Source organism: Xylanibacter ruminicola 23 (assembly GCF_000025925.1).
Lineage (GTDB): Bacteria > Bacteroidota > Bacteroidia > Bacteroidales > Bacteroidaceae > Prevotella > Prevotella ruminicola.
Map to the genome: position 1 here is coordinate 1,589,937 of NC_014033.1, position 22,866 is coordinate 1,612,802.

Genomic DNA, 22,866 nt, shown 5'->3' on the forward strand with positions numbered 1-22,866 from the left:
GGATGGAGCAACACTACTCGTATATATATGATGGAATGAACGCCTTTGAGAAAGAAGTCAAGCGATGGATTGATTTCTTTTTCGCAGGTATATGTCTGATTGTATTCTCACCATTGTTTTTAGCTTGTTATATTGCTATCAAGCGCGACCACGATGGTCCAGTGATATTCAAACAAGAACGTATAGGCCGATTCGGACGACCGTTTACTATCTATAAGTTTCGCAGCATGACGGTTAACGCCGAATCCAAGGGTCCACAACTGTGTAGTGAGCACAGAGACAAGCGCCTTACTAAAACAGGCAAGTTTCTGCGCGAGCATCATCTCGACGAACTGCCTCAGCTATGGAATATCTTCATTGGCGATATGGCCTTTATCGGTCCGCGTCCTGAACGAAAATTCTATATCGACCAGATTATCCAGCACGATCCACGCTACACCTATCTTTATCAGATACGTCCAGGCATCACATCGATGGCCACACTCTATAATGGCTATACCGATACGATGGAGAAAATGCTGAAACGATTAGAGATGGACCTCGACTACCTGAAGCATCGCTCATGGTGGCTCGATGGTAAGATTCTGTGTCTTACCTTCCTCAAGATAGCCTTTGGCAAGAAGTTCTAAAACTTTCTGAACTCCAGATGTGTGGTGTTATTATCAAGCACCATTCTGCTACTGGTCAGCTCTGAGATGCGAAACTCGGTACTGGTATTGCTAATGCCATAAGGTATGAGCATATCAGCATCCTTGAGGGCAACATCGTCGGAGTCGCGATCCACTCTGTAAGGATCCGACAGTTTCAGTTTATCACCTTCGCGAGTAAAACTCATCACAATATCCTGATGCACTTTTTTCACATCACGCAGTTCCAGAATGTGTCCCTGAAAAGCCCAAGTGATGCCAGGCGAAGAACTCATCTGCCAAAAGCCATCAAGATGTCCGTTGGCCGAATCTTCTTTATCACAACTGGTCAGCAACAAGGTTACACCTATTATAATATATAATAAACGCTTCATCTTTACAAACTGTTATTTAATCAATCCTGTTTTTACGATAGACAGATGGAAACCGAAGTTGTCGCCTCGCAACTTACCGAAGTCGGCAGCTACAGCACCTTTTATGCTCCAACCATCCTTTAGCATATAATCAGCCTCAGCCATACAACTTACATTCTCCATGGGGTTGACTGGCAAGTAATAATACGAGCCATAACTCTTTTGCCATGAAGCCAGCACGCGATAGTTCAACTGTTGTATAGGCGAACCACTAAAACCTAAATGCCAAGCCACAAAGCGGTTATGCTCTACCTCAATATGTCCATCGGCATTATACAGCGGAGATACATAAAGCGGATTACCCATCACCTGTCCCCAATGCTGCCAACCGGTATAGAGATGGTGATTGTAGTAATTGTCGCGCCCACTTATCTGATAGCCTACATGACTGGTCTTGTCATGATAAACCGGACCAGCCTGATACTTGGTGTACAGATACTCTACAACAATATTGTTGAGCCAAGCATTATCCTTCAGTTTCAGTTCGGCACCTAACAGCCAATCCTTAAAGTCGTACCAGAAGTACTTGTCGCCACTCTTGTTTACATGAAACATCATAGAGTTATCCTCGAAAAACTGATCGGCATATACAGCCAGATTCCAGGTAGGCTGATCGTAACTAAAACGTGCTACCCACGAACCCAACTGGTTACCTTCGGCATTCTTAAAATTGCCATCGGTAGCATCAGTTCCGCCTGGAATAAAAGCATTCTTAAAGGCTTTTAAACCGCCATCATTGTCATACACCTTTTCTACGCCATTCTCAAACAGATGCGAGGTACCACCAAACTGGCAGGCCATTTCTAAGCCTAACTCGGCAGTAAAGTTGCCTGGACCAATCTTCAGATATCCTGCCTTACTATGGTAGAGCGTACCCTCGGTATATCGGTTCTGCGGAGCCACAAAATCCTTTTGCCAACCATCGTCGGTGGTTTTGCCGTAAGCGATATGTCCCTTCAGCGCCAACCAGTTATTTGTACCTGGGATAGTCCAGTATTCAGGCAACGCCAATCGTACCTGAGGCACAGGACGGGCATTGATACCCAAGGTTTGAGAACCAGAACTCAACGCCTGGTTCTTCAGTTCCATCGGATATTCCTTGGCACCAACAGTCAGTGTTCCCTTCAGCCAGCGACCTTCGACATAAGCCTGCTGAACCACCAACGTACTGGTGAAACCGGTAGCCACAGCCACATCGGCCCCGTATCCAATCCCCCACTTGCGCCCATCATCAGCACTGAGCTTTCGTTCTATCGCACCACGCACATAGCCATTAGTGGTTTTCAGCGAACTAAGTCCATACTTGTTGGCATTCAACCACAAGGGCGCATGATCGCCCGACGACAAGGTAGCCTGCATCTCAACCCGATACTGAACACTATCGGTAAGCGAACGCTGCTGAGCGCTTATAGCAAAAGGGCTACACATTATTAATAATATAGACCAGAATTTCTTCATACCGGGGGCAAAGATACGAATTTTTTCTTTCTTAAAAATACTTTTAGGGAATTTCCTCTACCTTATTAGGGAAAATCCTTTGCGTATAAACCCAAAATGTTGTTTCTTTGCACTGTGATTAACAAAACAGAATGTGAAACCATTTAAATGATACGATTATGAAGAAGATGTTTTTCGCACTGATGGTGATGCTGACCTCGACAATGGCAGCGAGTGCAATGAGCTACGAGCAGGCCCGCAACGAAGCTCTGTTTCTCACCGATAAGATGGCGTACGAGCTGAACCTCACCGACGAGCAGTATGAGGCTGCATACGAGATAAATCTGGATTATCTGATGGGCGTAGCCGGACGCGATGATGTTTTTGGCACTTACTGGGAGCGCAGAAATCTTGATTTGAGCTATATCCTGTTCGACTGGCAGTGGAATGCATACATTGCAGCCAGCTACTTCTACCGTCCACTTTACTGGGAGGCTGGTTACTGGCACTTTGGAATCTATCGTCGCTATCCGCATCGCGATTTCTTCTACTTTGGTCGTCCGCACTTCTATGCGACCTATCGTGGTGGACATGCCTGGCACATTCATGGCACTCATGGCTACTACTATGGACGCAGAGAGCACTTCCGTCCTACTCACAGAGAGCACTTCGGAATGCACGATCGCTGGAATCGTGGCGACTTCCGCAACCCTCGTCACAGTTCAACCCGTGTAACTGGTCGTCACGATAGTCATCGTATCGATGTTCGCCACGACAATTCTCGTCGTATCGAAGGCCGTCATGACAACCGTCGCATCGAAAATCGAGATAATGGCATGAACCGTCACCACAACGATATCAATCGCCATAACGATACCAATCGTAATAATGGTTCGTTCAGTGGTCATCGCGGTGGTAGCAACTCACACACCAGAAGTATGGGCGGCGGTGCATCGCACAGTACATCACACGGAACTCGCAGCGCTGGTGGCGACAGCCGCATGGGAGGACGCCGATAAGACTTACAACTCAAGGATGCGGACCTCGGCGTTCTGCATCCTTTGAATTTCGTTCATTGGCTTTTGATAGTAAAATGATTGTATAGCTTTGTTGATGATGCCATGGCCTACGGCCAACACCTTCTTTCCGGGGAATGTCTGCTTGACATACGCGATGAATTCGCCCGCCCTGGAAAGAAGGTTTTCTAATGTCTCGATATCATCAGGCCAAACCTCGCCTTTCAAATCAGGAATAAAGCGCCCGGTAAAGCTTCCCCAATCGCGTTCACGAAGCAAAGGCGTAGTAAGCACCTCTAACTGATGTGGCTCGGCAATGATTCGGGCAGTATCAATAGAGCGTTTTAAATCGCTGGCCAATATAATATCAATCTCCTTATTCTTCCACTGCTCACTAAACGCACGAGCCTGCTGAACACCATTTTCGTTCAACTCGCCCTGAGTTTGTCCCTGCATAATCTGATTGGCGTTATCTACCGTCTCGCCATGTCTTACTAAGTATAAAGTTGTCATCATCTATTAAATTTTGCTGCAAAATTACAGAATAATTTGCTTTTTCCACCTTATTTTATTATTTTTGCAGCGTAAAACTTAGAATTATTATATATGAAGATATTACAAAGTTCCATTTTCCGTGCCATTTGCGCCATAGCCATTGGTATCATGCTGATTAAGTATCCTGATAATACTGTAAACTGGATTACAGTTGCTATAGGTATATTATTCCTGCTGTCGGGTGTTATCTCGATGGTGGTATATTACAATGCCACCAAGCATGTAGCCGAGTATAAGATTATGGACGAAAACGGACAGGTGATAGCTGGCGATAAACCAACATTCCCGCTTGTAGGTTTGGGTAGTATTATCCTAGGACTGATGTTGGCCCTCACGCCAACCGTATTTATTACAGCCCTGATGTACATCATCGGTGCTATACTGGTTCTGGGTGCTATCAATCAGTATATGGCATTGGTAAGAGCACGCCGACTGGGCGGTATCGGCTTTGGTTATTGGATATTCCCATCGTTCATTCTCCTCACTGGTCTTTATGTGATGATTAAACCCATGAGTCCTGCCAGCATGGCTATGACAATATTAGGTTGGTGCTCGCTGCTCTATGGTGTTACCGAGATTATCAACTCGCTGAAGATTCACTCTAACAAGCGTAAAGCCGAGAAGGCTCAGGAGATACCAGTAGCCGAGGAAGTGAAAGATGACGATAAAAAAGTTACGGAAGTGACTACACTCCCGTAACGATTCCTTCGATATATGTCTTAAGGATGTGGATACCCGTGCGGTTATCTCCACCCCAGGGAACAATCAGGTCGGCAAACTTCTTTGTTGGCTCGATGAATTGTTCGTGCATGGGCTTCAGCACCTTTTCGTAGCGATCCAGTACCATTTCTACAGTTCGTCCACGCTCTACCACATCGCGACGGATGTTACGGATCAAACGTACATCACTATCAGTATCTACAAATATCTTCAAGTCCATCATATCACGTAGTTTCTTGTGATGCAAGGCCATAATGCCCTCGATAATAATCACAGGCTTTGGCTCTACGTGGATAGTCTCCTTCTGTCGGTTACTCTCGATATACGAATATGTGGGCTGCTCAATAGCCTCGCCATTCTTCAACTTCTTGATATGCTCGGTGAGCAACTTCCAGTCGAAAGCGTCTGGATGGTCGAAGTTGATAGCCTTACGTTCCTCAGGAGTCATACCCGTTGTATCGTTATAATACGAGTCGAGGGGAACAACTGCTGCACAATGAGGAGGCAGAGCCTTGGATATTCTCTTAACTACGGTAGTCTTACCCGAACCGGTACCGCCTGCAATTCCAATGATTGTCATAATCTTAAGTATTTAAATACGATGTTATAAAATTCTGCTTTACGCTCTGTTTTCATGGGGTAAGCCCTCGAACTGCTTGGCATACGATAGAGTCGTATCACCCTGTCGTCAAGTGTAAACTCTGCATATTCGCCAACTTTAGGGCCTTTAATACCATAATGGTTACAAAAAACGTCGGTGGCCAACTGGCCTGCTGTTATCACAGCCTCGCAGCAAGGCAAGCTTCTGAGCATGGCATCAAGATCGGTCTCTTCTACAATCTCCAAGTCCTTATCCGAAGCATTATCCTTTGTTCTGCGAATACGGGTGGCCGTATCATACATGGCAATTCCTTTTTCATTCAGGAAAGGGATAATCCGTTCCAAATCAAAGCGTTTCTCCTGTTCCAACACAAAATGCTGCTTGTTATCAAAGAAACAGATGCCAAAGATACGCCACATGTCGTTGATGAAGTTGGGGTAATAGAAACGCATACACCATCGCTTTTCAGCAGGAGGGAAAGTGCCGAGCATCAATAGCTTAGCATGCCCAGGCATAAAAGGCTCGAAGGGATGTGATTCTATTATTTCGCTCATCAGTTCTTCTTCAAATAAACCAAAGTGGGTAAGTGATCGCTATAGCCGTTCTGCCATTTGCCACCTGCGGTGGTACGTAGTGTATTGCCACGATACGCGCCTTCCTGCTGAATCAGGTAATCGCGACGGAACACCTGATAATCAAAGAGTTTCAATGTAGAGTAATCCTCCTTACCTGACTTATTGAGCAGATTCGACGAGAGGATAATCTGATCGAAGAGATTCCATGCCCCCTGAAACTGAAGTGTGCCCTGACCAGAGGCCAACATATTCCACCAAGGATTATAAAGTCCTCCCTCCTCTACTTCACTCATTTCGCGTCTGGCACCCAGGCATTTTGCCATCGATGCATCGTTGGGGTCATCGTTCATATCACCCATGATAAACAGCTTTACCTTGGGATCATCCTTCTGCAACGAGTCTTTTACTACACGCAACTGCGAACCACCATCCTCACGGGCATACGATGGTGCACCACGCGATGGCAGATGATTAACGATAATAGTAACATGCTCTTTGGCCATCGTACCACTAACCACCAGGAAACCACGAGTAGCACGACCGGCATCCTCTGGTCTATTATATATATAAGGTACAAGCTTTACATGATTAACCTTAAAAAGCTGGGGATTGTAAAGCAAAGCACAATCAATACCACGCTGATCGGGACCTTCGATATGCACGAACTTAAAGTTGCGAGCCTTCAAAGCTGGCTGATTGCATAGATCGGTCAAGCACTTGGCATTCTCAACCTCTGCCACACCAATAGCAGCACAACCAACCTCGGGCAACTTATCGGTACCCATATCGGCCAGCACGCGAGCCATGTTATGCAACTTGCACTTATATTTCTCGGCGTCCCACTTAAACGAACCCTCAGGCAGGAACTCATAATCGTTCTTACCTTCGTCGTGAGTGGTATCAAAAAGATTCTCAAGATTATAAAAACCAATGCCATACACTTGTTGCTCCTTTTTATTCTTGGCTTGGCATCCCACCAAAACAAGGAGTAATAAAAACGTTAAAAACTGAAATTTACGCATATTAGTACTGTTTATGCTTGCAAAAATAGCACAAAAAATTGAGTAAACAAAGAAAAAAGCACAAAAAGTTTGTAAATTCGGAAAAATCTTCGTAACTTTGCACCCGCTTTATGCGAAATTAGTATTTATAACATTAATATTTAAACTCAAAATGAAAAAAGGTATTCATCCAGAAAACTATCGCCCCGTCGTATTCAAGGATATGTCCAACGGCGATATGTTCCTTACGAAGTCTACTGCAAAGACAAATGACACTGTAGAGTTCGAAGGCGAAACTTACCCAGTGGTAAAAGTCGAAATTTCAAGCACCTCTCACCCATTCTACACAGGTAAGAGCAAGCTCGTTGACACTGCAGGACGTGTTGATAAGTTCATGAGCCGCTACGGTAAGGCTGCGAAGAAGTAAGATAAAACCGCAAAGAACATTAAAAGATGCGTCCATGGTAGTTGCATATGCCAAGGCCGCATTTTTTTTTATTACAACAACCCGAATATTATTACAACACGATATGAAAACAGTTTATGACTTCACTGTCAAGGACAGAAAAGGAAAAGACGTATCTCTGAAAGAATACGCCAACGAGGTGTTGCTGATTGTAAACACAGCAACTAAGTGTGGATTCACGCCACAGTACGAGGAACTGGAGAAACTCTATGAGCAGTACCACAGTCAGGGTTTCGAGATTCTCGACTTCCCCTGCAACCAGTTCGGACAGCAGGCACCTGGTACCGATGAGAGTATCCACGAGTTCTGCAAGCTGAACTTTGGTACTGAGTTCCCACGCTTTAAGAAGATTAAGGTAAATGGCGACGACGCCGATCCTCTGTATAAGTTCCTTCAGGAGCAGAAAGGCTTTGCCGGTTGGGATATGAGCCACAAGATTGCCCCTATCCTCGACGACATGCTCTCGAAAGAGGATCCTGACTACAAGCAGAAAGCTGATATTAAGTGGAATTTCACAAAGTTCCTGATTAACAAGAAGGGACAGGTTGTTGCTCGTTTTGAGCCTACTGAGAATATTGAGAATATTGCCAAGCAGATTGAAGAGCTGCTTAAGTAATAGCCAACATATAAATAAACAGATATCATATGGAACATACTAAGTGTTTAATTATCGGTAGTGGCCCTGCTGGATATACAGCTGCCATTTACGCCTCGCGTGCCAACTTGAGTCCAATCGAGTATAGCGGCATGCAGCCTGGCGGACAGCTCACTCAGACCACTGAGGTTGAGAATTTCCCTGGCTATCCTCAGGGTGTTGACGGCAACCAGATGATGATGGACCTGCTGGAGCAGGCTCAGCGCTTTGGAACCGATATCCGTAACGGCGAGATTGTGAAGGTCGACTTCTCAAAGGCCCCCTACGTTTGCACAGCCGACGACGGCACAGAGATTGAGGCCGACACCGTGATTATCGCTACAGGCGCCTCAGCCAAGTACTTAGGTCTCGACGATGAGCGCAAGTATAACGGACAGGGCGTATCAGCCTGCGCTACCTGCGACGGATTCTTCTATCGCAAGAAGACAGTTGCCGTAGTTGGTGGTGGCGATACAGCTTGCGAGGATGCCCTTTACCTGGCAGGATTGGCCAAGAAGGTGTATCTGATTGTACGCAAGCCATTCCTTCGCGCCTCACAGGTGATGCAGCAGCGTGTGAAGGAGAACGGGAACATCGAGATTCTGTTCGAACATAACACCCTTGGTCTTTATGGCGAGAATGGTGTCGAAGGTGCCCATCTGGTTAAGCGTAAGGGCGAAGCCGATGAGGAACTGGTTGACATTGCTATCGACGGCTTCTTCCTGGCTATTGGCCATAAGCCCAATACCGACATCTTTAAGGAGTGGCTGGATATGGACGAAACAGGCTATCTGAAGAAGATTGACGGAACACCTAAGACCAAGGTTCCTGGTGTATTCGTAGCTGGCGACTGCGCCGACCCTGTATATCGTCAGGCTATCTCTGCTGCAGGTTCAGGTTGCCAGGCGGCTATCGAGGCTGAGAGATTCTTGTTGAATAAGTAATATAAATGAGAAAAGGCTCGTCTCACGACGAACCTTTTCCCAAAAAAAATTACTTAAAAAACTAAATTAATCAACCATAAACCTTAACCATTAAAATCTTTTTCTGATGCAAAGATATGGCAAGTTTTTGAAATGGATGTTTAATTTAAGTTTTTTGTTGTTGAAAATGCGTGAACTAACGCAAAATGAACACAAAATCACTAATTTTATACATTTTAACGCTTAAAACGGCAAATTTTATCGAAAAAAGTTGATTGATATCGAAAAAATAACTATTTTTGCACAACCAATAATTATAAAAGTATGGACAACCGTTTACTATTAGCCCTCATCATAATGGTAATTCTGACCATTATTCTCCTCGTAGGAAGACGTTTATTCCTGCGAAACCAAAAGGTGCAAAGAAGATTACGACTCAGCGCCATATTTACAAATATTACGCACGAGCTTCTAACTCCCCTATCAGTCATCTCGGCCTCTGTCGACAAGTTGCGCGACACCGAACCGCAGTACAGCCATGAATACGACTTGATGCAATTCAACATTCAGCGCATGGTGAGACTGTTACAGCAGATTCTGGAAACCAGCAAATCTGATGCGGGCCAGCTACGGTTGCTGGTTGCTCAGGGCGATGTAATGAAGTATATACGCCAAACCGCCGAATGCTTGGAGCCACTTATTGCCAAGAAAGACATGAAGTTCAGTATCAACTGTCAGCCAGAAAGCATGATGGGCTGGATTGATACCGACAAGTTGGATAAGATTATCTATAACTTATTATCTAACGCAGCCAAATATGGCAAAGAAGGTGGCACCGTGTCGATCAGCGCCATCACCAACGATAAATACGACGAGGTAGAAATCAAGGTGAGCGACGATGGCGATGGTATCTCTGCCAAACAGATGAAACACCTGTTTAAACGCTTTCATGATGGCGATTACCGACAGCATCAGACAAATGGAACTGGGTTAGGTCTGTCGTTAACGCAGGATCTGGTTTATCTGAACAGAGGAACCATCACCTGCCACAGCGAAGAGGGAAAGGGCACAGAGTTTATCGTCAGACTCCCTATCAAGAAAGAAGCCTTTGCACCTGATCAGATTGACGAAAAGCATAAGATTGATTTCAATATTCCTAAGAACACCATCGTAGATATCAATACCATCGTACCAGATGTGAATGCAGATCCAGAAGATCCTATTGAGGATGGCTATAAATTATTGGTAGTAGAGGACAATCTGGAATTACTGATGCTGATGCAGCAACTGCTAAAGACCACCTATCATGTTTACATAGCCCGCAATGGTGCCGAGGCTATAAAAGTGATACATGAAAAAGAGCTCGATCTGATTATATCAGATGTGATGATGCCCGAGATGGATGGTATCGAACTGACCAAAGCCGTAAAAGCCGACCCTAACTATAATCACCTGCCCATCATCCTGCTGACAGCCAAGACACAGGAGGAAGACGAGAAGGAAGCATTGCAAAGTGGAGCCGACGAATATCTGAGAAAGCCATTCCGCTTAGGCGATCTGAAACTACGCATCGATAACATCATCGAGAATCGTAAACGCATGCAGACAGAATTCAGTCAGTTCAGTGCTGAGGAAGAAATAAAACACATTGCCAAAGCCCCAAGTCCCGACGAAGCTTTTGTTAATCAGGTTCTGGCAAACATCCATAAACACATCGACGACGAATCTTATGATCGCGATGCATTAGCTGCCGACATGGGCACCAGCGCTTCCACCTTATATAATAAGTTACGCTCTATCACTGGCATGAATGTATCGGCTTTTATTCGTGATGTAAGAATGAAAGAGGCCCGACGCCTGGGCATGGAGAACCCCAACCTGCGTGTCAGCGATTTGGCTTATAGCGTTGGATTCCATGATCCACGCTACTTTGCTACTTGCTTTAAGAAACAGTTTGGCATTCAGCCGAAGGAGTTCTTGGAGAGTTTGCTGAACTCAAAACAAAAAGGGCCAGGAAGGTAAGCGCACCATTCATCATCAGCAACTCATAACCGAACCGATAACCAGCCAAATGCCAGGTTATCTCATCAATAGCATAGCAAAGCAAAGGCGATGCGATGCAGATATAAGGCACATACCGATCGCGTGGCATACGTTTGGTAAGCATGCCAAAGGCAAAGAGTCCCAACAGCGGACCGTATGTATAGCCACAAATCGTATAGATGGCATCAATCACGCTTGTTGAGTTCAGCAGTCTGAACAGCAGAATCATCAACACAAACAAGATGCTGATACCCAGATGGGCACGCTTACGCAACTGCTCGTCGCCTGCCCTACCCCTGATATCTACGCAATAACTGGTGGTAAGCGATGTTAAAGCCGAATCGGCACTCGAGAACGAGGCTGCTACAATACCTATTGTGAAAGGAATCAGTACCGACAATCCGCTACGCTGAACAAATCCAGGCAGCAAAGTATCTGATACGCCCGTTTCACCCAGCATCACCAGCAGAACACCCAACGACAAGAACAGCAGATTAGCAGGCACAAAAGCCACACCATAGGTACACATATCCTTCTGAGCCTCTTTCAGCGTTTTACATGTCAGGTTCTTCTGCATCATATCCTGATCAAGTCCGGTCATCACAATCACTATAAACACACCGCTCAGAAACTGTTTCCAGAAGTTCTGCTTCGAAACCCAGTCGTCCATCACAAACATACGACTATGTTCGTCGGCAGCTATCGCACTAACAGCCTCAGGTATCGCCATTCCCAGTTCGCCCACCACCTTATATATAATAAGGAGAAGGGCCGAGAACAGACAGATGGTTTGGAAAGTATCGGTCCATACCAGTGTTTTGATACCTCCACCCCTTGTATAAAGCCAGATAAGGGTCACCATCGCCGATACGGTTACCACAAACGGAATACCCATCTCATCGAACACAAACTGCTGCAGAATCATACAAACCACATAGAAACGCACCACAGCGCCCGTCATCTTCGACAAAAGGAAAAACGAGGCACCTGTTTTATAGGCGCGAGGGCCTAATCGCTTTCCCAGATAGGAATAAATGGTTGTGAGATTCAAGCGATAGTAGAGCGGAAGCAGGATGAATGCAACTGCAAAATAACCCAGAATAAAGCCCAGACAGGTTTGCATATAAGTCATATCGATACTGGTTACCATACCAGGCACCGATACAAAGGTTACACCAGATATCGACGCACCAACCATACCAAAAGCCACCATATACCATGGCGACTGACGATTACCACGAAAGAAGGTATCGTTAGTAGCACGTCGTGCAGTTAGTCGACTGATGGCAAACAAAACTGCAAAATAGCCTAATATTATTGCAATCATCCACATAATCGTGTGCAAAGGTACACTTTTTTTCAAAATTATCAATTATCATTTATCAATTTTCAATTAATTGTGTTATCTTTGCAGACGGTGATCGGCTTTGCCGCTTGCCTTAAGCAAGAATTCCAAATTCTAAAACGTATTATATTATGTCTAAACAAAAAAAATTCATCCTCCAAGAGAGTGAGATTCCCACACAGTGGTACAACATTCAGGCTGACATGCCAACCAAACCAATGCCTCCCATCCATCCTGCAACCAAGCAGCCTCTGGGTGTAGACGATCTGGCACACATCTTCCCTCGTGAGTGCTGTGTACAGGAGCTTGATACAGAGCATCGCTGGATAGATATTCCAGAAGAGGTGCTCGAGAAGTACAAGTTCTATCGTTCAACTCCATTGGTTCGTGCCTATGCGCTCGAGGAGGCTTTGGGAACACCTGCCCATATCTACTTTAAAAACGAGAGTACCAACCCATTGGGTTCACATAAAATCAACTCTGCCATTCCTCAGTGCTACTACGCCAAGCAGGAAGGCACCACTAACGTAACCACCGAAACCGGTGCCGGACAGTGGGGAGCAGCCCTTTCATACGCTGCAAAAATCTACGGTCTCGACTGCGCTGTTTATCAGGTAAAGATTACCATGCAGCAGAAGCCATACCGCTCAAGCATTATGCGTACCTTTGGTGCTGTGGTCGAGGGTTCACCTTCGATGTCAACCCGCGCCGGTAAGGACATCCTCACTAAGGATCCTACCCATTCAGGTTCATTAGGTACAGCCATCTCTGAGGCTGTTGAGCTGGCTACTACCACTCCAAACTGTAAGTACACCTTAGGTTCGGTATTAAACCACGTAGGTTTGCATCAGACCATCATCGGTCTTGAGGCCGAGAAGCAGATGGAGATGGCTGGCGAGTATCCTGATATCGTGATTGCTTGCTTTGGTGGAGGTTCTAACTTCGGTGGTATCGCCTTCCCATTCATGCGCCACAACCTGTGCGATGGCAAGAAGACCGAGTTTATCGCTGCCGAGCCCGACAGCTGTCCTAAGCTCACACGTGGTCAGTTCCGCTACGACTTTGGCGACGAGGCTGGTTACACCCCATTGCTGCCTATGTTCACACTGGGTCATAACTTCAAGCCAAGCAACATCCACGCTGGTGGTCTGCGTTATCATGGTGCTGGTATGATTGTAAGTCAGCTGTTGAAGGACGGACTGATGCGTGGTGTTGATATCCCACAGCTTGAGACCTTCGAGGCTGGTATGCTATTTGCACGCACCGAGGGTATCATCCCTGCTCCTGAGAGCTGTCACGCTATTGCAGCCACCATCCGCGAGGCTAAGAAGTGCAAGGAAACTGGCGAGGAGAAGGTGATTCTCTTCAACCTCTCAGGTCATGGTCTGATTGATATGCCAAGCTACGACTCATTCATCAAGGGCGACCTGCAGAACTACACCGTTACTGATGAGATGATTGCCGCTAACCTGGCCGAACTGGATAAGCAGTAATCTTATTTTATCAGAAATAGCAATCCCCACTCGCTTGAGTGGGGATTATTGTTTTCGCTTAGAAGATGCGACCAGTAATCGTAAGTTTCAGTACTGGATAAACGGTCCATTTATCAATGATCTTTGATAAGTCATCATCGCTATCGTTCAACTCGTTTATCTTAACCTCCTTATTGTCCTGATATACTTTAAGCTTTCCCATAAACTGGCAGCCAGCCTCGAAACGGAAGCCTACGCGATGCTTGGGCACCAGACGTCCCACACCCAGTCCAACATACGGACGGAAATTCTTTACACGGATATCGCCGTTGATATCACCATTCTCGTCGAACTTTACATTATATTTGTCAAGTTCGGCAGAGATGCTATTCAGAATCACATCCTTGAAAGTTGGAAAAGTAGTAATAGCACTCTGTATAGCATCGCTATGACCTGTCAGTTTGCCAAGTTTCTCACCACCAAACGAGAAACCACCAGCCACGAAGAAAGTAGAATTGCCTCCAAATGGGTAGATGTTCAACTTTACATCCATTGTGGTACGCTTCAAATTGCCAGTAATCTTAACTTTGTCGTGGTTAGGAATAGTAACCTGTGCAGGAAGAACTCCGAGATTGTAATCTACGTTAACATCCCCTTTAATCTTAACGCCTGGCATAAAGTTCACCCCAGCACTCAGTTCCAGATAGTCGGTAATAGGTGCAGCTACACTCACACCGATACCCTCGGTGCTTGCCGATACATTCAAACCTAAGTGGTTAAAAACCCCACGCTCATAATACTCTTGTGCCGATGCAGTAGCTATTCCCATCAACAACGCAAAACATGCAATCAGTAGTTTTTTCATATTCGTAAGTGTTTGATATTAGTAATAACAGTTCCTATCAATTGCAAAGATAAATATATTCTTCCTAAAATGCAAATTTTTACTCTAAAAAAAAAGTACCTAAAGAAAAAATGCACTCTAAGTACTTTGCAATTGAAAAGTACCTAGAGTGCAAATTACACCTAAAACTTATCGTTTTTTATCGGATTCTATCCATCGAGCGAACCAGCTTTTCATCTGCCAGGATAGCTCGGCGAGCCATCAAGTAGAGTATCAGCGAGATAGCTGGGAATACAGCTGGCCAAGAGGGACGGAAAACAACAGCTCCCCACGACTTATCGCCCACCATCTGACCTACAACAAAGAATACCACATACCAACCAATGATAAACAACACATTGAACAAGCAGAACAAAGCCTGCATCTTACGGTTGTTATATATAAATATGGTGTAGGTAGCGATTACCGCTGTAGGCAGCAGTACAGCCATCAAGGGCCAGGTATCAAAATGATGCTTGCCAATGGGGTCGGTGTACCAAAGGTTATACACCTTTGCCACAGAGATACCACCCAACTTGAATGAGCCTATCTGCATACAAAGACAAATGACGGTCATAATAATGGCCGCCAAAAGATATAATGTCTGCTTACGCTGTATCATATTAATCTTCCTGGTTCTGGTTCTCGCGAGAAGGATCACGCCAGTAAACCTTATCCTCAATAAACTCCTGAGTAGCCAGAAGACTTGGTTTTGGCAGCTTTTCGTAGTAACGAGAAATCTCGATCTGCTCACGATTCTCGAATACCTCCTCGAGTGAATCGTTATATGAAGCGAACTCAGCCAGCTTCTTAGAGAGATCGTCCTTAATCTGCAGACTGATCTGATTGGCGCGCTTGCCAATGATAGCTACACTCTCGTAGATGTTACCTGTGTCCTCACACAGATCCATAATGTTACGTGTTACGGTGTTAACCGGTGCTTTTGACTTCTTATAATCCATATCTTAATCTTTAATAACTTTTTTGCACTTATTGATAAACTTCTCGGCCATAGCGGCATTCTTCGACTCAGGGAACTCGTTCAGGAATCCGTAGCACTCGTCCTCGGCATCGCGATAACGATCCATACGCTTCTCCTCCGAACTGTTCTCGGCCAACTCGAACTTAGCCTTCATAATGAGCAGCATCAAATCCTCGCGGATACTGCAGTAAGGATAGTTCTTCAGGCAGTTCTGAGCCGTAATGATACAAGCATTGTAGTTACTCTCCTCGTTTGAGTTGATGTTACCGAAGTAGCCACCCAGATTATAATACAACTCGGCTGAGAGATACTCCTTCTGAATCAGCTTCTCGTGGAGCTCGTACAAACGTGACTGAGCCTGAGGACGAAGCGATGACTCGGGATAGAGATCCATAAACTGCTGGTAGGCAGTAATGGCGCCATTAGTAGGCGACTGATCCAGTCGAGGCTCGGGGGCACTCTGATACAACGACTGACCTACATAGAAGTAAGCCAACTCGGCATAGGTTCCACGAGGATAGCTTGTAGTATATTTCTTGAAAGTTTCCGAAGCAGCATCGTAATCCAGATTGCCGTACTGAGCCATACCCAACATATACAGACACTCCTGAGCTTCGTCGGAGCCTTTCTTGATAGTCACCAGTTCTTCCAACAGCGAAGTAGCCTGCTGGAATTTTCCACATGCGAATGCTTCTTTAGCATACTCATACTTATAATCAGTGTCACCATACTTGTAGACACTGTTAAACTCTGAGGCGCAACTGCTAAGCAGTAATGCCGCACATGCCAATGTAATGATACCTTTATTCATATTCGGGGTGCAAAATTAGCACTTTTCGGTCAAATAACAAAGTTTTATGTAAGGTTTTTGGCGTTTTTTGATGTTTTTTTAATAACTTATTCGTATCTTTGCACACTCAATGAGCAAATTTATACTAACATCGGAATATAAACCCACTGGCGATCAGCCCGAGGCGATACGTCAGTTAACTGAGGGATTGGATCGCGGAGACCGTGCTCAGGTACTGCTTGGAGTAACGGGATCGGGTAAGACATTTACGATGGCAAACGTGATTGCGCAACACAATCGCCCTACCCTGATTCTGAGTCATAACAAGACATTGGCAGCACAGCTTTACGAAGAAATGAAAGGTTTCTTTCCGCAGAACGCCGTAGAGTTTTATGTAAGCTATTATGACTACTATCAACCAGAAGCATACCTACCCACCACCGATACTTACATCGAAAAGGATCTGGCCATCAACGACGAGATCGACCGCTTGCGTCTATCCGCCGTATCCAACCTACTTTCAGGTCGTAACGATGTAGTTGTGGTATCATCCGTATCATGCATTTATGGTATGGGAAGCCCGGTAGCGCTTCAGGAGAATGTAATCGAGCTGAAGAAAGGTCAGATTCTTGACCGCAATGCTTTGTTAAGAAAGTTGGTAGCCGCATTATATGTACGAAACGACTTGGATTTGCAGCGAGGTAACTTTCGCGTAAAGGGCGATACCGTAGATATTGCGATGGCCTATAGCGAGGTGGTACTCCGTATTACATTCTGGGACGATGAGATCGACGCCATCGAAGAGATGGATGCTGTTACCTTTGACCGACTGGCCAGTTTCGACGAATACCGCCTGTACCCAGCCAACCTTTTCATGACCTCGCAAGAGCAAACCAACATAGCCATCCACCAGATTCAGGACGACCTGATGAAACAGGTGCTCTATTTCGAGGAGATTGGCGATAACATCAAGGCTCAACGCATTAAGGAACGCGTAGAGTACGACATGGAAATGATCAAGGAACTGGGCCATTGCTCGGGTATCGAGAACTATAGCCGCTATTTTGATGGTCGCCAAGCTGGCGAACGTCCTTACTGTCTGCTGGATTTCTTCCCCGACGACTATCTGCTCATTATCGACGAGAGTCACGTAAGTGTACCGCAAATCAGCGCCATGTATGGCGGCGACCGCAGCCGCAAGCAGAACCTGGTAGAATACGGTTTCCGTTTGCCTGCCGCCTTCGACAACCGACCGCTGAAGTTCGAGGAATTCCAGCAGGAGGTGAATCAGGTGATCTACGTGAGCGCTACCCCAGCCGATTACGAATTGAATGAGGCCGAGGGCGTAGTGGTTGAACAGGTTATCCGTCCTACAGGACTGCTCGACCCAGAGATTGAGGTACGCCCCAGCGAGAATCAGATAGACGACTTGATGGACGAGATCCTGACTCGTAGTCATCGTGGTGAGCGTGTACTCATCACCACACTGACCAAGCGCATGGCCGAGGAACTCACAGAATATCTGCTGAACCACAGCGTAAAAACCGCCTACATCCATAGCGATGTAGCCACACTGGACCGTGTAAAGATTCTGAGCGATTTGCGCCAAGGCGTTTACGACGTACTGGTAGGTGTAAACCTACTTCGTGAAGGTCTCGACCTGCCCGAAGTATCACTGGTTGCCATCCTTGATGCCGATAAGGAAGGCTTTTTGCGCAGTCATCGCAGCTTGACGCAGACAGCCGGTAGAGCCGCCCGTAACGTAAACGGCAAGGTGATTATGTATGCCGATACCATCACGGCATCGATGCAGCTAACCATCGACGAAACCCTGCGCCGCCGCCTGAAACAGATGAAATACAACGAGGAGCATCACATCACTCCAAAGCAGATTGTGAAGAACCTGAGTTTCAACGCTTTACAGAAGGAGAACCGTGCCGACACGAAGGAGCTGATGCGTAACTTCTCGATGGCTGCCGAAAACGGCGATGCTGGTGTGAGAGTGGCTGCCGACCCGATAGAGGAACGCATGACCCGACCACAGATGGAAAAGCTGATAGAAGAGACTACACGCAAGATGAAAGAAGCTGCCAAACAGCTCGACTTCCTGCAAGCTGCACAATATCGCGATGAGATAGTTAGATTGCAGAAAGAGCTGGAATTGAAGTAAAAAAACATAAAATCCGTGTTAATCCGTGTAATCCGTGCTAAAATTTAAAAATAAATTAGTACTTTTGCACGGTTTTATTAAAATAAAAAAGGTTATATGAAAAAGTTTTTGATAGCCATACTGATGGCAATGCCTGTAATAGCTTCGGCTCAGGACAATACTTGGGAGCGTATCGAACAGGAACCTGTTTCAACTGTTAACCCAGATGCCAAATACCTGGCAGAAGGTGCAGTACCAGAGGTTGACGGCAAGGTTTGCTGGCAGACCACCATCAAAGCGCCAGGCAAATCGGCTCAGCAGATTTACGACATTCTGCTTAAGCAGATGGAAAAGATGGTTAACGAGCCCAACCAGATTGCCAATAGCGCCGTTGCCATTAAGGATGCCGACAAGCATGAGCTGGGCGCCGTATTCCACGAGTGGCTGGTATTCAAGAACACCACCCTGTCGCTCGACCGCACTCAGTTTAACTTCCAGCTGATTGTAAAATGCAGCGACGAGCAGGCCGATGTAAAAATCGCTCACATTTCGTATAACTACGACATCGAGCGCAAGCCCGTACGCTATAATGCTGAAGAATGGATTACCGACAAGTATGCCGTTAACAAGAAGCATACCAAGCTGTATCCACTCTCGGCTAAGTTCCGCCGCAAAACAATTGACCGTAAGGACTTTATCTTCAATAAGTTCAATACGTTGTTAAACGATAAATAAATAACATGAGCAAAGACCAGATACGCAATATTCTGAATTTAATCTTTATGATTGGCGCAATCGTAGGGCTGATTTTCTTTTTCTCTAAGAACGAAGAACGACATACCCTCGGTTTGTACATCATCTTATTCTCGATGTGCTTCAAGATAGCCGAATCGTCTATGCGAATGATCAAATAATCTATGTACAGAAGACTATCCACACTTATCGTAGCACTATTGGCGCTGGCTCATGTCAGCGCTCAGACTGATCGTGATTTCAATCAGATTGACGAGAACGGAAATGTAAGCCGTCGAAGCGAGAACTTCAACAAGCATAGCAAGGATACCACTCAGCACAAGGAGATTCCAAAGGGACTCTACACGTGGACTATCGACAGAAGGTTTGGTGATGTAATTCCTACAGAGCCCGACACCCTGTCGCACTTGTTTATGAATACCACTTTCAATAGTGGCATGTATGGCGACTATAACACCACGGGAAGCAACTATACCGCCCGACTGAGTCGTATCTTTATCGACCGTCCTTATGGCGATTACTTCATATTCACCGAGCCCTACAGTTTTGTGAATAAGAAGCCAGACGAATTGCTGTACATGAACACCTTGTCGCCCTATACCAGCGTACTTTACGACAATTGCGGCGATAAGACCAACGGCGAGGACCATATCGATGCCAAATTCGCAGTAAACGCCAACAAGCGACTCAACTTCGGATTCGATCTGGATTATGCTTATGCCCGCGGCTATTACAGCAATCAGAACGTTTCGCATTTTAACGGAACCTTGTTTGGTTCGTATTTAGGCGACCGCTATCAGATGCATTTCTTCTTTAATGCCGCTCACCAGAAAGCTTCAGAGAATGGTGGTATCACTACCGATGATTATGTAACCCATCCCGAATCATTCACCGACAATTATACTGAGAGTGAAATTCCTACCGTGCTCTCAAAGAACTGGAACCGTAACGACCACCAGCACCTGTTCCTGAGTCATCGTTACAACATTGGTTTCTATCGCATGGTTAAGATGACCGACGAAGAAATCAAGGCCCGCCAGTTTGCCAAGGAATCGATGAAGGAGCACGAGGCAGAAAAGGAGCAGCAGGATGCCGACAAGAAAGAGTTGCGCAAAGAAAAAGATACCAAGAAGCCAACCGGTCGCCCCGAAGGAGCCAAGGTGGTAGGCAAAGAGCCACAAAGAGACGCGCTCGATATAGCTGCCGACACCACCCGCATAAAAGTTGACGGTCAGGCTGCCATCGATAGTTTGAATCGCTTGCAGGCTATTCAAGATTCTATCGACGCCACGATGAAACGCGAATACGTACCTGTAACCAGTTTCATCCACACACTCGATATCAGCAATTACAACCACATCTATCAGGCCTATAGCACGCCAACAAATTATTACCAGAACACCTATTATAAACAGGGTCTGGTATATGGCAACGACTCGATTTACGATCAGGTTAAGCACCAGCATATCAAAAACACGTTGGCATTGGCACTGCTCGAAGGCTTCAATAAATACGTAAAAGCCGGCCTGAAGGCATTTGTTTCGTACGAGCACAACACCTATCAGATGCCTGAATTGGAGAATGGTTTGCTGCTTTGGAATAAGTGGAAAGAGTATAACCTTACATTCGGTGCCCAGCTGAGTAAGACACAAGGCAAGACACTGCATTTCAACCTTACTGCCGAGCGATGGCTTTCGGGAGCTGATGCAGGCGACATGACTATCGACTTCAGTACCGATCTGAACTTCCCATTATTCGGCGATACCGTCCAGCTGGCAGCATCAGCTTTCTATCAGCAGTGCAACCCTGTATTCCTGCAAGCCACCTATCACTCTAAGCATATCTGGTGGGATAACAATTTCGACAGAGAAAAACGCAGTCGCATTGAGGGTCTGTTCAGTTATCAGAAGACCAATACCAAACTGCGTATAGCTGCCGAGAATATCAAGAACTACACCTACTACGGTATGAGTTACGACCTGACCGATAATGGAGGACGTAAGAATATGACCGCAGGTGTTTATCAGGAAGGCGAGAATATCCAGATACTTACAGCTCAGCTGCATCAGAACTTCCGCTTGGGCCCACTGAACTGGGAAAACGTTATCACCTATCAGAAATCCAGCAACAAGGAAGTTTTACCCTTGCCCGACCTGAATATCTTCACCAATCTTTACCTGAAGTTTAAGATAGCCAAGGTGCTGGGTGTAGAACTGGGTGCTGATGCCACCTACTTTACCAAGTATTACGCTCCCGATTTCTGTCCTGCCATCAATCAGTTTGCAGTTCAGAAGAACGAGGCCAGCCGTATTGAATTAGGTGAGTTCCCCTTTATTGACGTTTATGCAAACATGACACTGAAGGGTGTAAGATTCTTCCTGGTAATGACCAATGTGGTTAACAATGGTGCAAACCACATGAAGTTCCTCACACCGCACTATCCTACTAACGGATCGGTAATACACTTTGGTGTTTCGTGGCCTTTCTTCAACTAAACAAGCAGAAGTCCAAGACTCACACAAACACCATAGATAAAGATATTACGCGCTGTTTCTCCTAAGCAGAGATTCAGCGCTTTTCCTTGGTATATGCGCTTAATCTTCAGATAAGTGATAAAGTGCAGCACGAGATAGATGAATGGGAATACAAAAGCAAGCAGATGACCATTCAACAGGAATGTACCACCCAGAATCATAGCGCCAACACCTACACCTATATATAACTGCAAACCGGCTTTTGCACCTAAACGCACAATGATGGTATTCTTACCAGCCTGACGATCGTTATCTCTGTCGCGGAAATTATTCACTATCAAAAGCGCATCGATAACCAGTCCGCAAGCTATCGAAGCAAGTACCAACTCCCAAGTAAACTCATGAAGCTGTATATAATAGGTACAGCAGACAGGAACCAAACCAAAAAACACAAGTACCAGCAAATCGCCTAAGCCTTGATACGAGAACCACGTGGTATAAAGGAATGCAAATAACACACATATCATTCCAACCAGCACCATCTCGAAACCGCCATAATACACTAGCGGCAAACCTATCACACAAGCAATGCAGGTTGTCAAGGCAATCGCTTTCTTCATCGAATCGAGTTTTACCCAGCCTTGCGCACAGGCTCTACGCGGACCTAAGCGTGTTTCAGCATCGTCGGTACCATTCACAAAATCAAAAAAATCGTTGATAAAGTTGGCATCAATCTGCATGGCAAAGGCAAACAGCAAGCACAGCAATGCCGCTACCCAGCTAAACGTTCCTTCACCATACTGCGCTGCGTCAGAATATGCCAAAGCCACACCTATCATCACAGGAACCGCAGCTCCTGATAATGTTTTTGGACGGGCGGCCAACAACCATGCTTTAGCCGAATCCGTCACTATTTTTTGTTCTTCTGCCATAATTTTCTTAAAATTTCTTGCAAAAGTAACTACTTTTTTGTAAATTTGCAAAGAA

At 45.7% G+C, this 22,866-nt stretch carries 23 protein-coding genes; 11 read left to right on the forward strand and 12 right to left on the reverse strand.

The window, feature by feature from the left end; translation table 11 throughout:
* Positions 1–2: 2 nt before the first annotated feature.
* Positions 3–629, forward strand: coding sequence for a sugar transferase (locus PRU_RS06920; protein WP_013063779.1), 627 nt, complete (start codon positions 3–5; stop codon positions 627–629).
* Here the strand turns inward: PRU_RS06920 and PRU_RS06925 are convergent.
* A complete protein-coding gene (locus tag PRU_RS06925; protein WP_013064896.1) occupies positions 626–1,021 on the reverse strand; it encodes a lipocalin-like domain-containing protein in 396 nt (131 codons plus the stop codon). The genes PRU_RS06920 and PRU_RS06925 overlap by 4 nt on opposite strands.
* 12 nt (positions 1,022–1,033) lie before the next feature.
* Positions 1,034–2,518, reverse strand: a complete 1,485-nt coding sequence (locus tag PRU_RS06930) for a capsule assembly Wzi family protein (RefSeq protein WP_013065659.1) — start codon at positions 2,516–2,518, stop codon at positions 1,034–1,036.
* 158 nt (positions 2,519–2,676) lie between these two features.
* Between PRU_RS06930 and PRU_RS16070 the strand changes: the two genes are divergently transcribed.
* Entirely contained in the window at positions 2,677–3,516 is an 840-nt protein-coding gene (locus PRU_RS16070; RefSeq protein ID WP_013063004.1) for a hypothetical protein, read from the forward strand.
* 3 nt (positions 3,517–3,519) lie between these two features.
* Here PRU_RS16070 and PRU_RS06940 read toward each other — a convergent pair whose 3' ends face one another.
* Positions 3,520–4,026, reverse strand: coding sequence for a histidine phosphatase family protein (locus tag PRU_RS06940; protein WP_041385866.1), 507 nt, complete (start codon positions 4,024–4,026; stop codon positions 3,520–3,522).
* A 93-nt stretch (positions 4,027–4,119) separates the two neighbouring features.
* Between PRU_RS06940 and PRU_RS06945 the strand changes: the two genes are divergently transcribed.
* A complete protein-coding gene (locus tag PRU_RS06945) occupies positions 4,120–4,767 on the forward strand; it encodes an HdeD family acid-resistance protein (protein WP_013064269.1) in 648 nt (215 codons plus the stop codon).
* On the opposite strand, the gene udk is transcribed toward PRU_RS06945, so the two are convergent.
* Genes udk through PRU_RS06960 form a run of 3 tightly spaced genes read right to left on the reverse strand, consistent with a single transcriptional unit; the run spans position 4,754 to position 6,986 of the window.
* Entirely contained in the window at positions 4,754–5,368 is a 615-nt protein-coding gene (gene udk / locus PRU_RS06950) for a uridine kinase (RefSeq protein ID WP_013065046.1), read from the reverse strand. The genes PRU_RS06945 and udk overlap by 14 nt on opposite strands.
* The gene (locus PRU_RS06955; RefSeq protein WP_013064858.1) at positions 5,365–5,943 is read right to left on the reverse strand and encodes a uracil-DNA glycosylase family protein; all 579 of its coding nucleotides are present in this window, start codon (positions 5,941–5,943) and stop codon (positions 5,365–5,367) included. Before PRU_RS06955 ends, udk begins: the two co-directional genes overlap by 4 nt.
* Entirely contained in the window at positions 5,943–6,986 is a 1,044-nt protein-coding gene (locus PRU_RS06960; protein WP_041385868.1) for an endonuclease/exonuclease/phosphatase family protein, read from the reverse strand. Before PRU_RS06960 ends, PRU_RS06955 begins: the two co-directional genes overlap by 1 nt.
* Positions 6,987–7,137: 151 nt before the next feature.
* Here PRU_RS06960 and PRU_RS06965 point away from each other — a divergent pair, with 151 nt between their 5' ends.
* From PRU_RS06965 to PRU_RS06980, 4 genes are all read left to right on the forward strand, one after another.
* Positions 7,138–7,392: a type B 50S ribosomal protein L31 gene (locus PRU_RS06965; protein WP_013064062.1), complete on the forward strand. Its 255-nt coding sequence runs from the start codon at positions 7,138–7,140 to the stop codon at positions 7,390–7,392.
* Between the two features lie 103 nt (positions 7,393–7,495).
* Positions 7,496–8,047, forward strand: coding sequence for a glutathione peroxidase (locus PRU_RS06970; protein ID WP_041385870.1), 552 nt, complete (start codon positions 7,496–7,498; stop codon positions 8,045–8,047).
* A 29-nt stretch (positions 8,048–8,076) separates the two neighbouring features.
* Positions 8,077–9,009 (forward strand): thioredoxin-disulfide reductase, encoded by a 933-nt coding sequence (gene trxB, locus PRU_RS06975; RefSeq protein WP_013063673.1) that lies wholly within the window; start codon positions 8,077–8,079, stop codon positions 9,007–9,009.
* 396 nt (positions 9,010–9,405) lie between these two features.
* Complete coding sequence (locus PRU_RS06980; protein WP_177168146.1) at positions 9,406–11,010, forward strand: hybrid sensor histidine kinase/response regulator transcription factor; 1,605 nt, start codon at positions 9,406–9,408, stop codon at positions 11,008–11,010.
* On the opposite strand, the gene PRU_RS06985 is transcribed toward PRU_RS06980, so the two are convergent.
* Entirely contained in the window at positions 10,931–12,364 is a 1,434-nt protein-coding gene (locus PRU_RS06985) for a sodium:solute symporter (RefSeq protein ID WP_013063139.1), read from the reverse strand. The genes PRU_RS06980 and PRU_RS06985 overlap by 80 nt on opposite strands.
* 143 nt (positions 12,365–12,507) lie before the next feature.
* Here PRU_RS06985 and PRU_RS06990 point away from each other — a divergent pair, with 143 nt between their 5' ends.
* Positions 12,508–13,869, forward strand: coding sequence for a TrpB-like pyridoxal phosphate-dependent enzyme (locus PRU_RS06990; RefSeq protein WP_013064193.1), 1,362 nt, complete (start codon positions 12,508–12,510; stop codon positions 13,867–13,869).
* Positions 13,870–13,927: 58 nt separating this feature from the next.
* On the opposite strand, the gene PRU_RS06995 is transcribed toward PRU_RS06990, so the two are convergent.
* The 4 genes from PRU_RS06995 to PRU_RS07010 form a co-directional block, all read right to left on the reverse strand.
* Complete coding sequence (locus tag PRU_RS06995) at positions 13,928–14,713, reverse strand: hypothetical protein (protein WP_013065341.1); 786 nt, start codon at positions 14,711–14,713, stop codon at positions 13,928–13,930.
* A gap of 178 nt (positions 14,714–14,891) precedes the next feature.
* Positions 14,892–15,353 carry a DUF4293 domain-containing protein gene (locus tag PRU_RS07000; protein WP_013064554.1) on the reverse strand — a complete coding sequence of 154 codons (462 nt, stop codon included), beginning with the start codon at positions 15,351–15,353 and terminating at the stop codon, positions 14,892–14,894.
* A 1-nt stretch (position 15,354) separates the two neighbouring features.
* A complete protein-coding gene (locus PRU_RS07005) occupies positions 15,355–15,693 on the reverse strand; it encodes a DNA-directed RNA polymerase subunit omega (RefSeq protein WP_013063820.1) in 339 nt (112 codons plus the stop codon).
* A 3-nt stretch (positions 15,694–15,696) separates the two neighbouring features.
* Positions 15,697–16,524 (reverse strand): outer membrane protein assembly factor BamD, encoded by an 828-nt coding sequence (locus tag PRU_RS07010; RefSeq protein ID WP_013063050.1) that lies wholly within the window; start codon positions 16,522–16,524, stop codon positions 15,697–15,699.
* Between the two features lie 109 nt (positions 16,525–16,633).
* Here PRU_RS07010 and uvrB point away from each other — a divergent pair, with 109 nt between their 5' ends.
* From uvrB to PRU_RS07030, 3 genes are all read left to right on the forward strand, one after another.
* Positions 16,634–18,673 carry an excinuclease ABC subunit UvrB gene (gene uvrB / locus PRU_RS07015; RefSeq protein WP_013063438.1) on the forward strand — a complete coding sequence of 680 codons (2,040 nt, stop codon included), beginning with the start codon at positions 16,634–16,636 and terminating at the stop codon, positions 18,671–18,673.
* Between the two features lie 96 nt (positions 18,674–18,769).
* Positions 18,770–19,387 carry a DUF4468 domain-containing protein gene (locus PRU_RS07020; protein ID WP_013065701.1) on the forward strand — a complete coding sequence of 206 codons (618 nt, stop codon included), beginning with the start codon at positions 18,770–18,772 and terminating at the stop codon, positions 19,385–19,387.
* Between the two features lie 182 nt (positions 19,388–19,569).
* Positions 19,570–21,900, forward strand: a complete 2,331-nt coding sequence (locus tag PRU_RS07030) for a putative porin (protein ID WP_013064143.1) — start codon at positions 19,570–19,572, stop codon at positions 21,898–21,900.
* Here PRU_RS07030 and menA read toward each other — a convergent pair.
* Positions 21,897–22,811 carry a 1,4-dihydroxy-2-naphthoate octaprenyltransferase gene (menA, locus tag PRU_RS07035; protein WP_041385873.1) on the reverse strand — a complete coding sequence of 305 codons (915 nt, stop codon included), beginning with the start codon at positions 22,809–22,811 and terminating at the stop codon, positions 21,897–21,899. The two genes, PRU_RS07030 and menA, sit on opposite strands and share 4 nt — an antisense overlap.
* Between the last annotated feature and the right edge of the window lie 55 nt (positions 22,812–22,866).

What these genes read in the sequence shown, in the direction of transcription:
- PRU_RS07000 (WP_013064554.1), bottom strand. Translation starts at nt 15,353, where the DNA reads ATGATACAGCGTAAGCAGACATTATATCTTTTGGCGGCCATTATTATG.
- PRU_RS06965 (WP_013064062.1), top strand. Translation starts at nt 7,138, where the DNA reads ATGAAAAAAGGTATTCATCCAGAAAACTATCGCCCCGTCGTATTCAAG.
- PRU_RS07030 (WP_013064143.1), top strand. Translation starts at nt 19,570, where the DNA reads ATGTACAGAAGACTATCCACACTTATCGTAGCACTATTGGCGCTGGCT.
- PRU_RS06995 (WP_013065341.1), bottom strand. Translation starts at nt 14,713, where the DNA reads ATGAAAAAACTACTGATTGCATGTTTTGCGTTGTTGATGGGAATAGCT.
- PRU_RS16070 (WP_013063004.1), top strand. Translation starts at nt 2,677, where the DNA reads ATGAAGAAGATGTTTTTCGCACTGATGGTGATGCTGACCTCGACAATG.
- uvrB (WP_013063438.1), top strand. Translation starts at nt 16,634, where the DNA reads ATGAGCAAATTTATACTAACATCGGAATATAAACCCACTGGCGATCAG.
- PRU_RS06925 (WP_013064896.1), bottom strand. Translation starts at nt 1,021, where the DNA reads ATGAAGCGTTTATTATATATTATAATAGGTGTAACCTTGTTGCTGACC.
- PRU_RS06990 (WP_013064193.1), top strand. Translation starts at nt 12,508, where the DNA reads ATGTCTAAACAAAAAAAATTCATCCTCCAAGAGAGTGAGATTCCCACA.
- PRU_RS06960 (WP_041385868.1), bottom strand. Translation starts at nt 6,986, where the DNA reads ATGCGTAAATTTCAGTTTTTAACGTTTTTATTACTCCTTGTTTTGGTG.
- PRU_RS06945 (WP_013064269.1), top strand. Translation starts at nt 4,120, where the DNA reads ATGAAGATATTACAAAGTTCCATTTTCCGTGCCATTTGCGCCATAGCC.
- PRU_RS06970 (WP_041385870.1), top strand. Translation starts at nt 7,496, where the DNA reads ATGAAAACAGTTTATGACTTCACTGTCAAGGACAGAAAAGGAAAAGAC.
- PRU_RS07005 (WP_013063820.1), bottom strand. Translation starts at nt 15,693, where the DNA reads ATGGATTATAAGAAGTCAAAAGCACCGGTTAACACCGTAACACGTAAC.
- PRU_RS06920 (WP_013063779.1), top strand. Translation starts at nt 3, where the DNA reads ATGGAGCAACACTACTCGTATATATATGATGGAATGAACGCCTTTGAG.
- PRU_RS06985 (WP_013063139.1), bottom strand. Translation starts at nt 12,364, where the DNA reads ATGTGGATGATTGCAATAATATTAGGCTATTTTGCAGTTTTGTTTGCC.
- menA (WP_041385873.1), bottom strand. Translation starts at nt 22,811, where the DNA reads ATGGCAGAAGAACAAAAAATAGTGACGGATTCGGCTAAAGCATGGTTG.
- PRU_RS06930 (WP_013065659.1), bottom strand. Translation starts at nt 2,518, where the DNA reads ATGAAGAAATTCTGGTCTATATTATTAATAATGTGTAGCCCTTTTGCT.
- udk (WP_013065046.1), bottom strand. Translation starts at nt 5,368, where the DNA reads ATGACAATCATTGGAATTGCAGGCGGTACCGGTTCGGGTAAGACTACC.
- trxB (WP_013063673.1), top strand. Translation starts at nt 8,077, where the DNA reads ATGGAACATACTAAGTGTTTAATTATCGGTAGTGGCCCTGCTGGATAT.
- PRU_RS06955 (WP_013064858.1), bottom strand. Translation starts at nt 5,943, where the DNA reads ATGAGCGAAATAATAGAATCACATCCCTTCGAGCCTTTTATGCCTGGG.
- PRU_RS07010 (WP_013063050.1), bottom strand. Translation starts at nt 16,524, where the DNA reads ATGAATAAAGGTATCATTACATTGGCATGTGCGGCATTACTGCTTAGC.
- PRU_RS07020 (WP_013065701.1), top strand. Translation starts at nt 18,770, where the DNA reads ATGAAAAAGTTTTTGATAGCCATACTGATGGCAATGCCTGTAATAGCT.
- PRU_RS06940 (WP_041385866.1), bottom strand. Translation starts at nt 4,026, where the DNA reads ATGACAACTTTATACTTAGTAAGACATGGCGAGACGGTAGATAACGCC.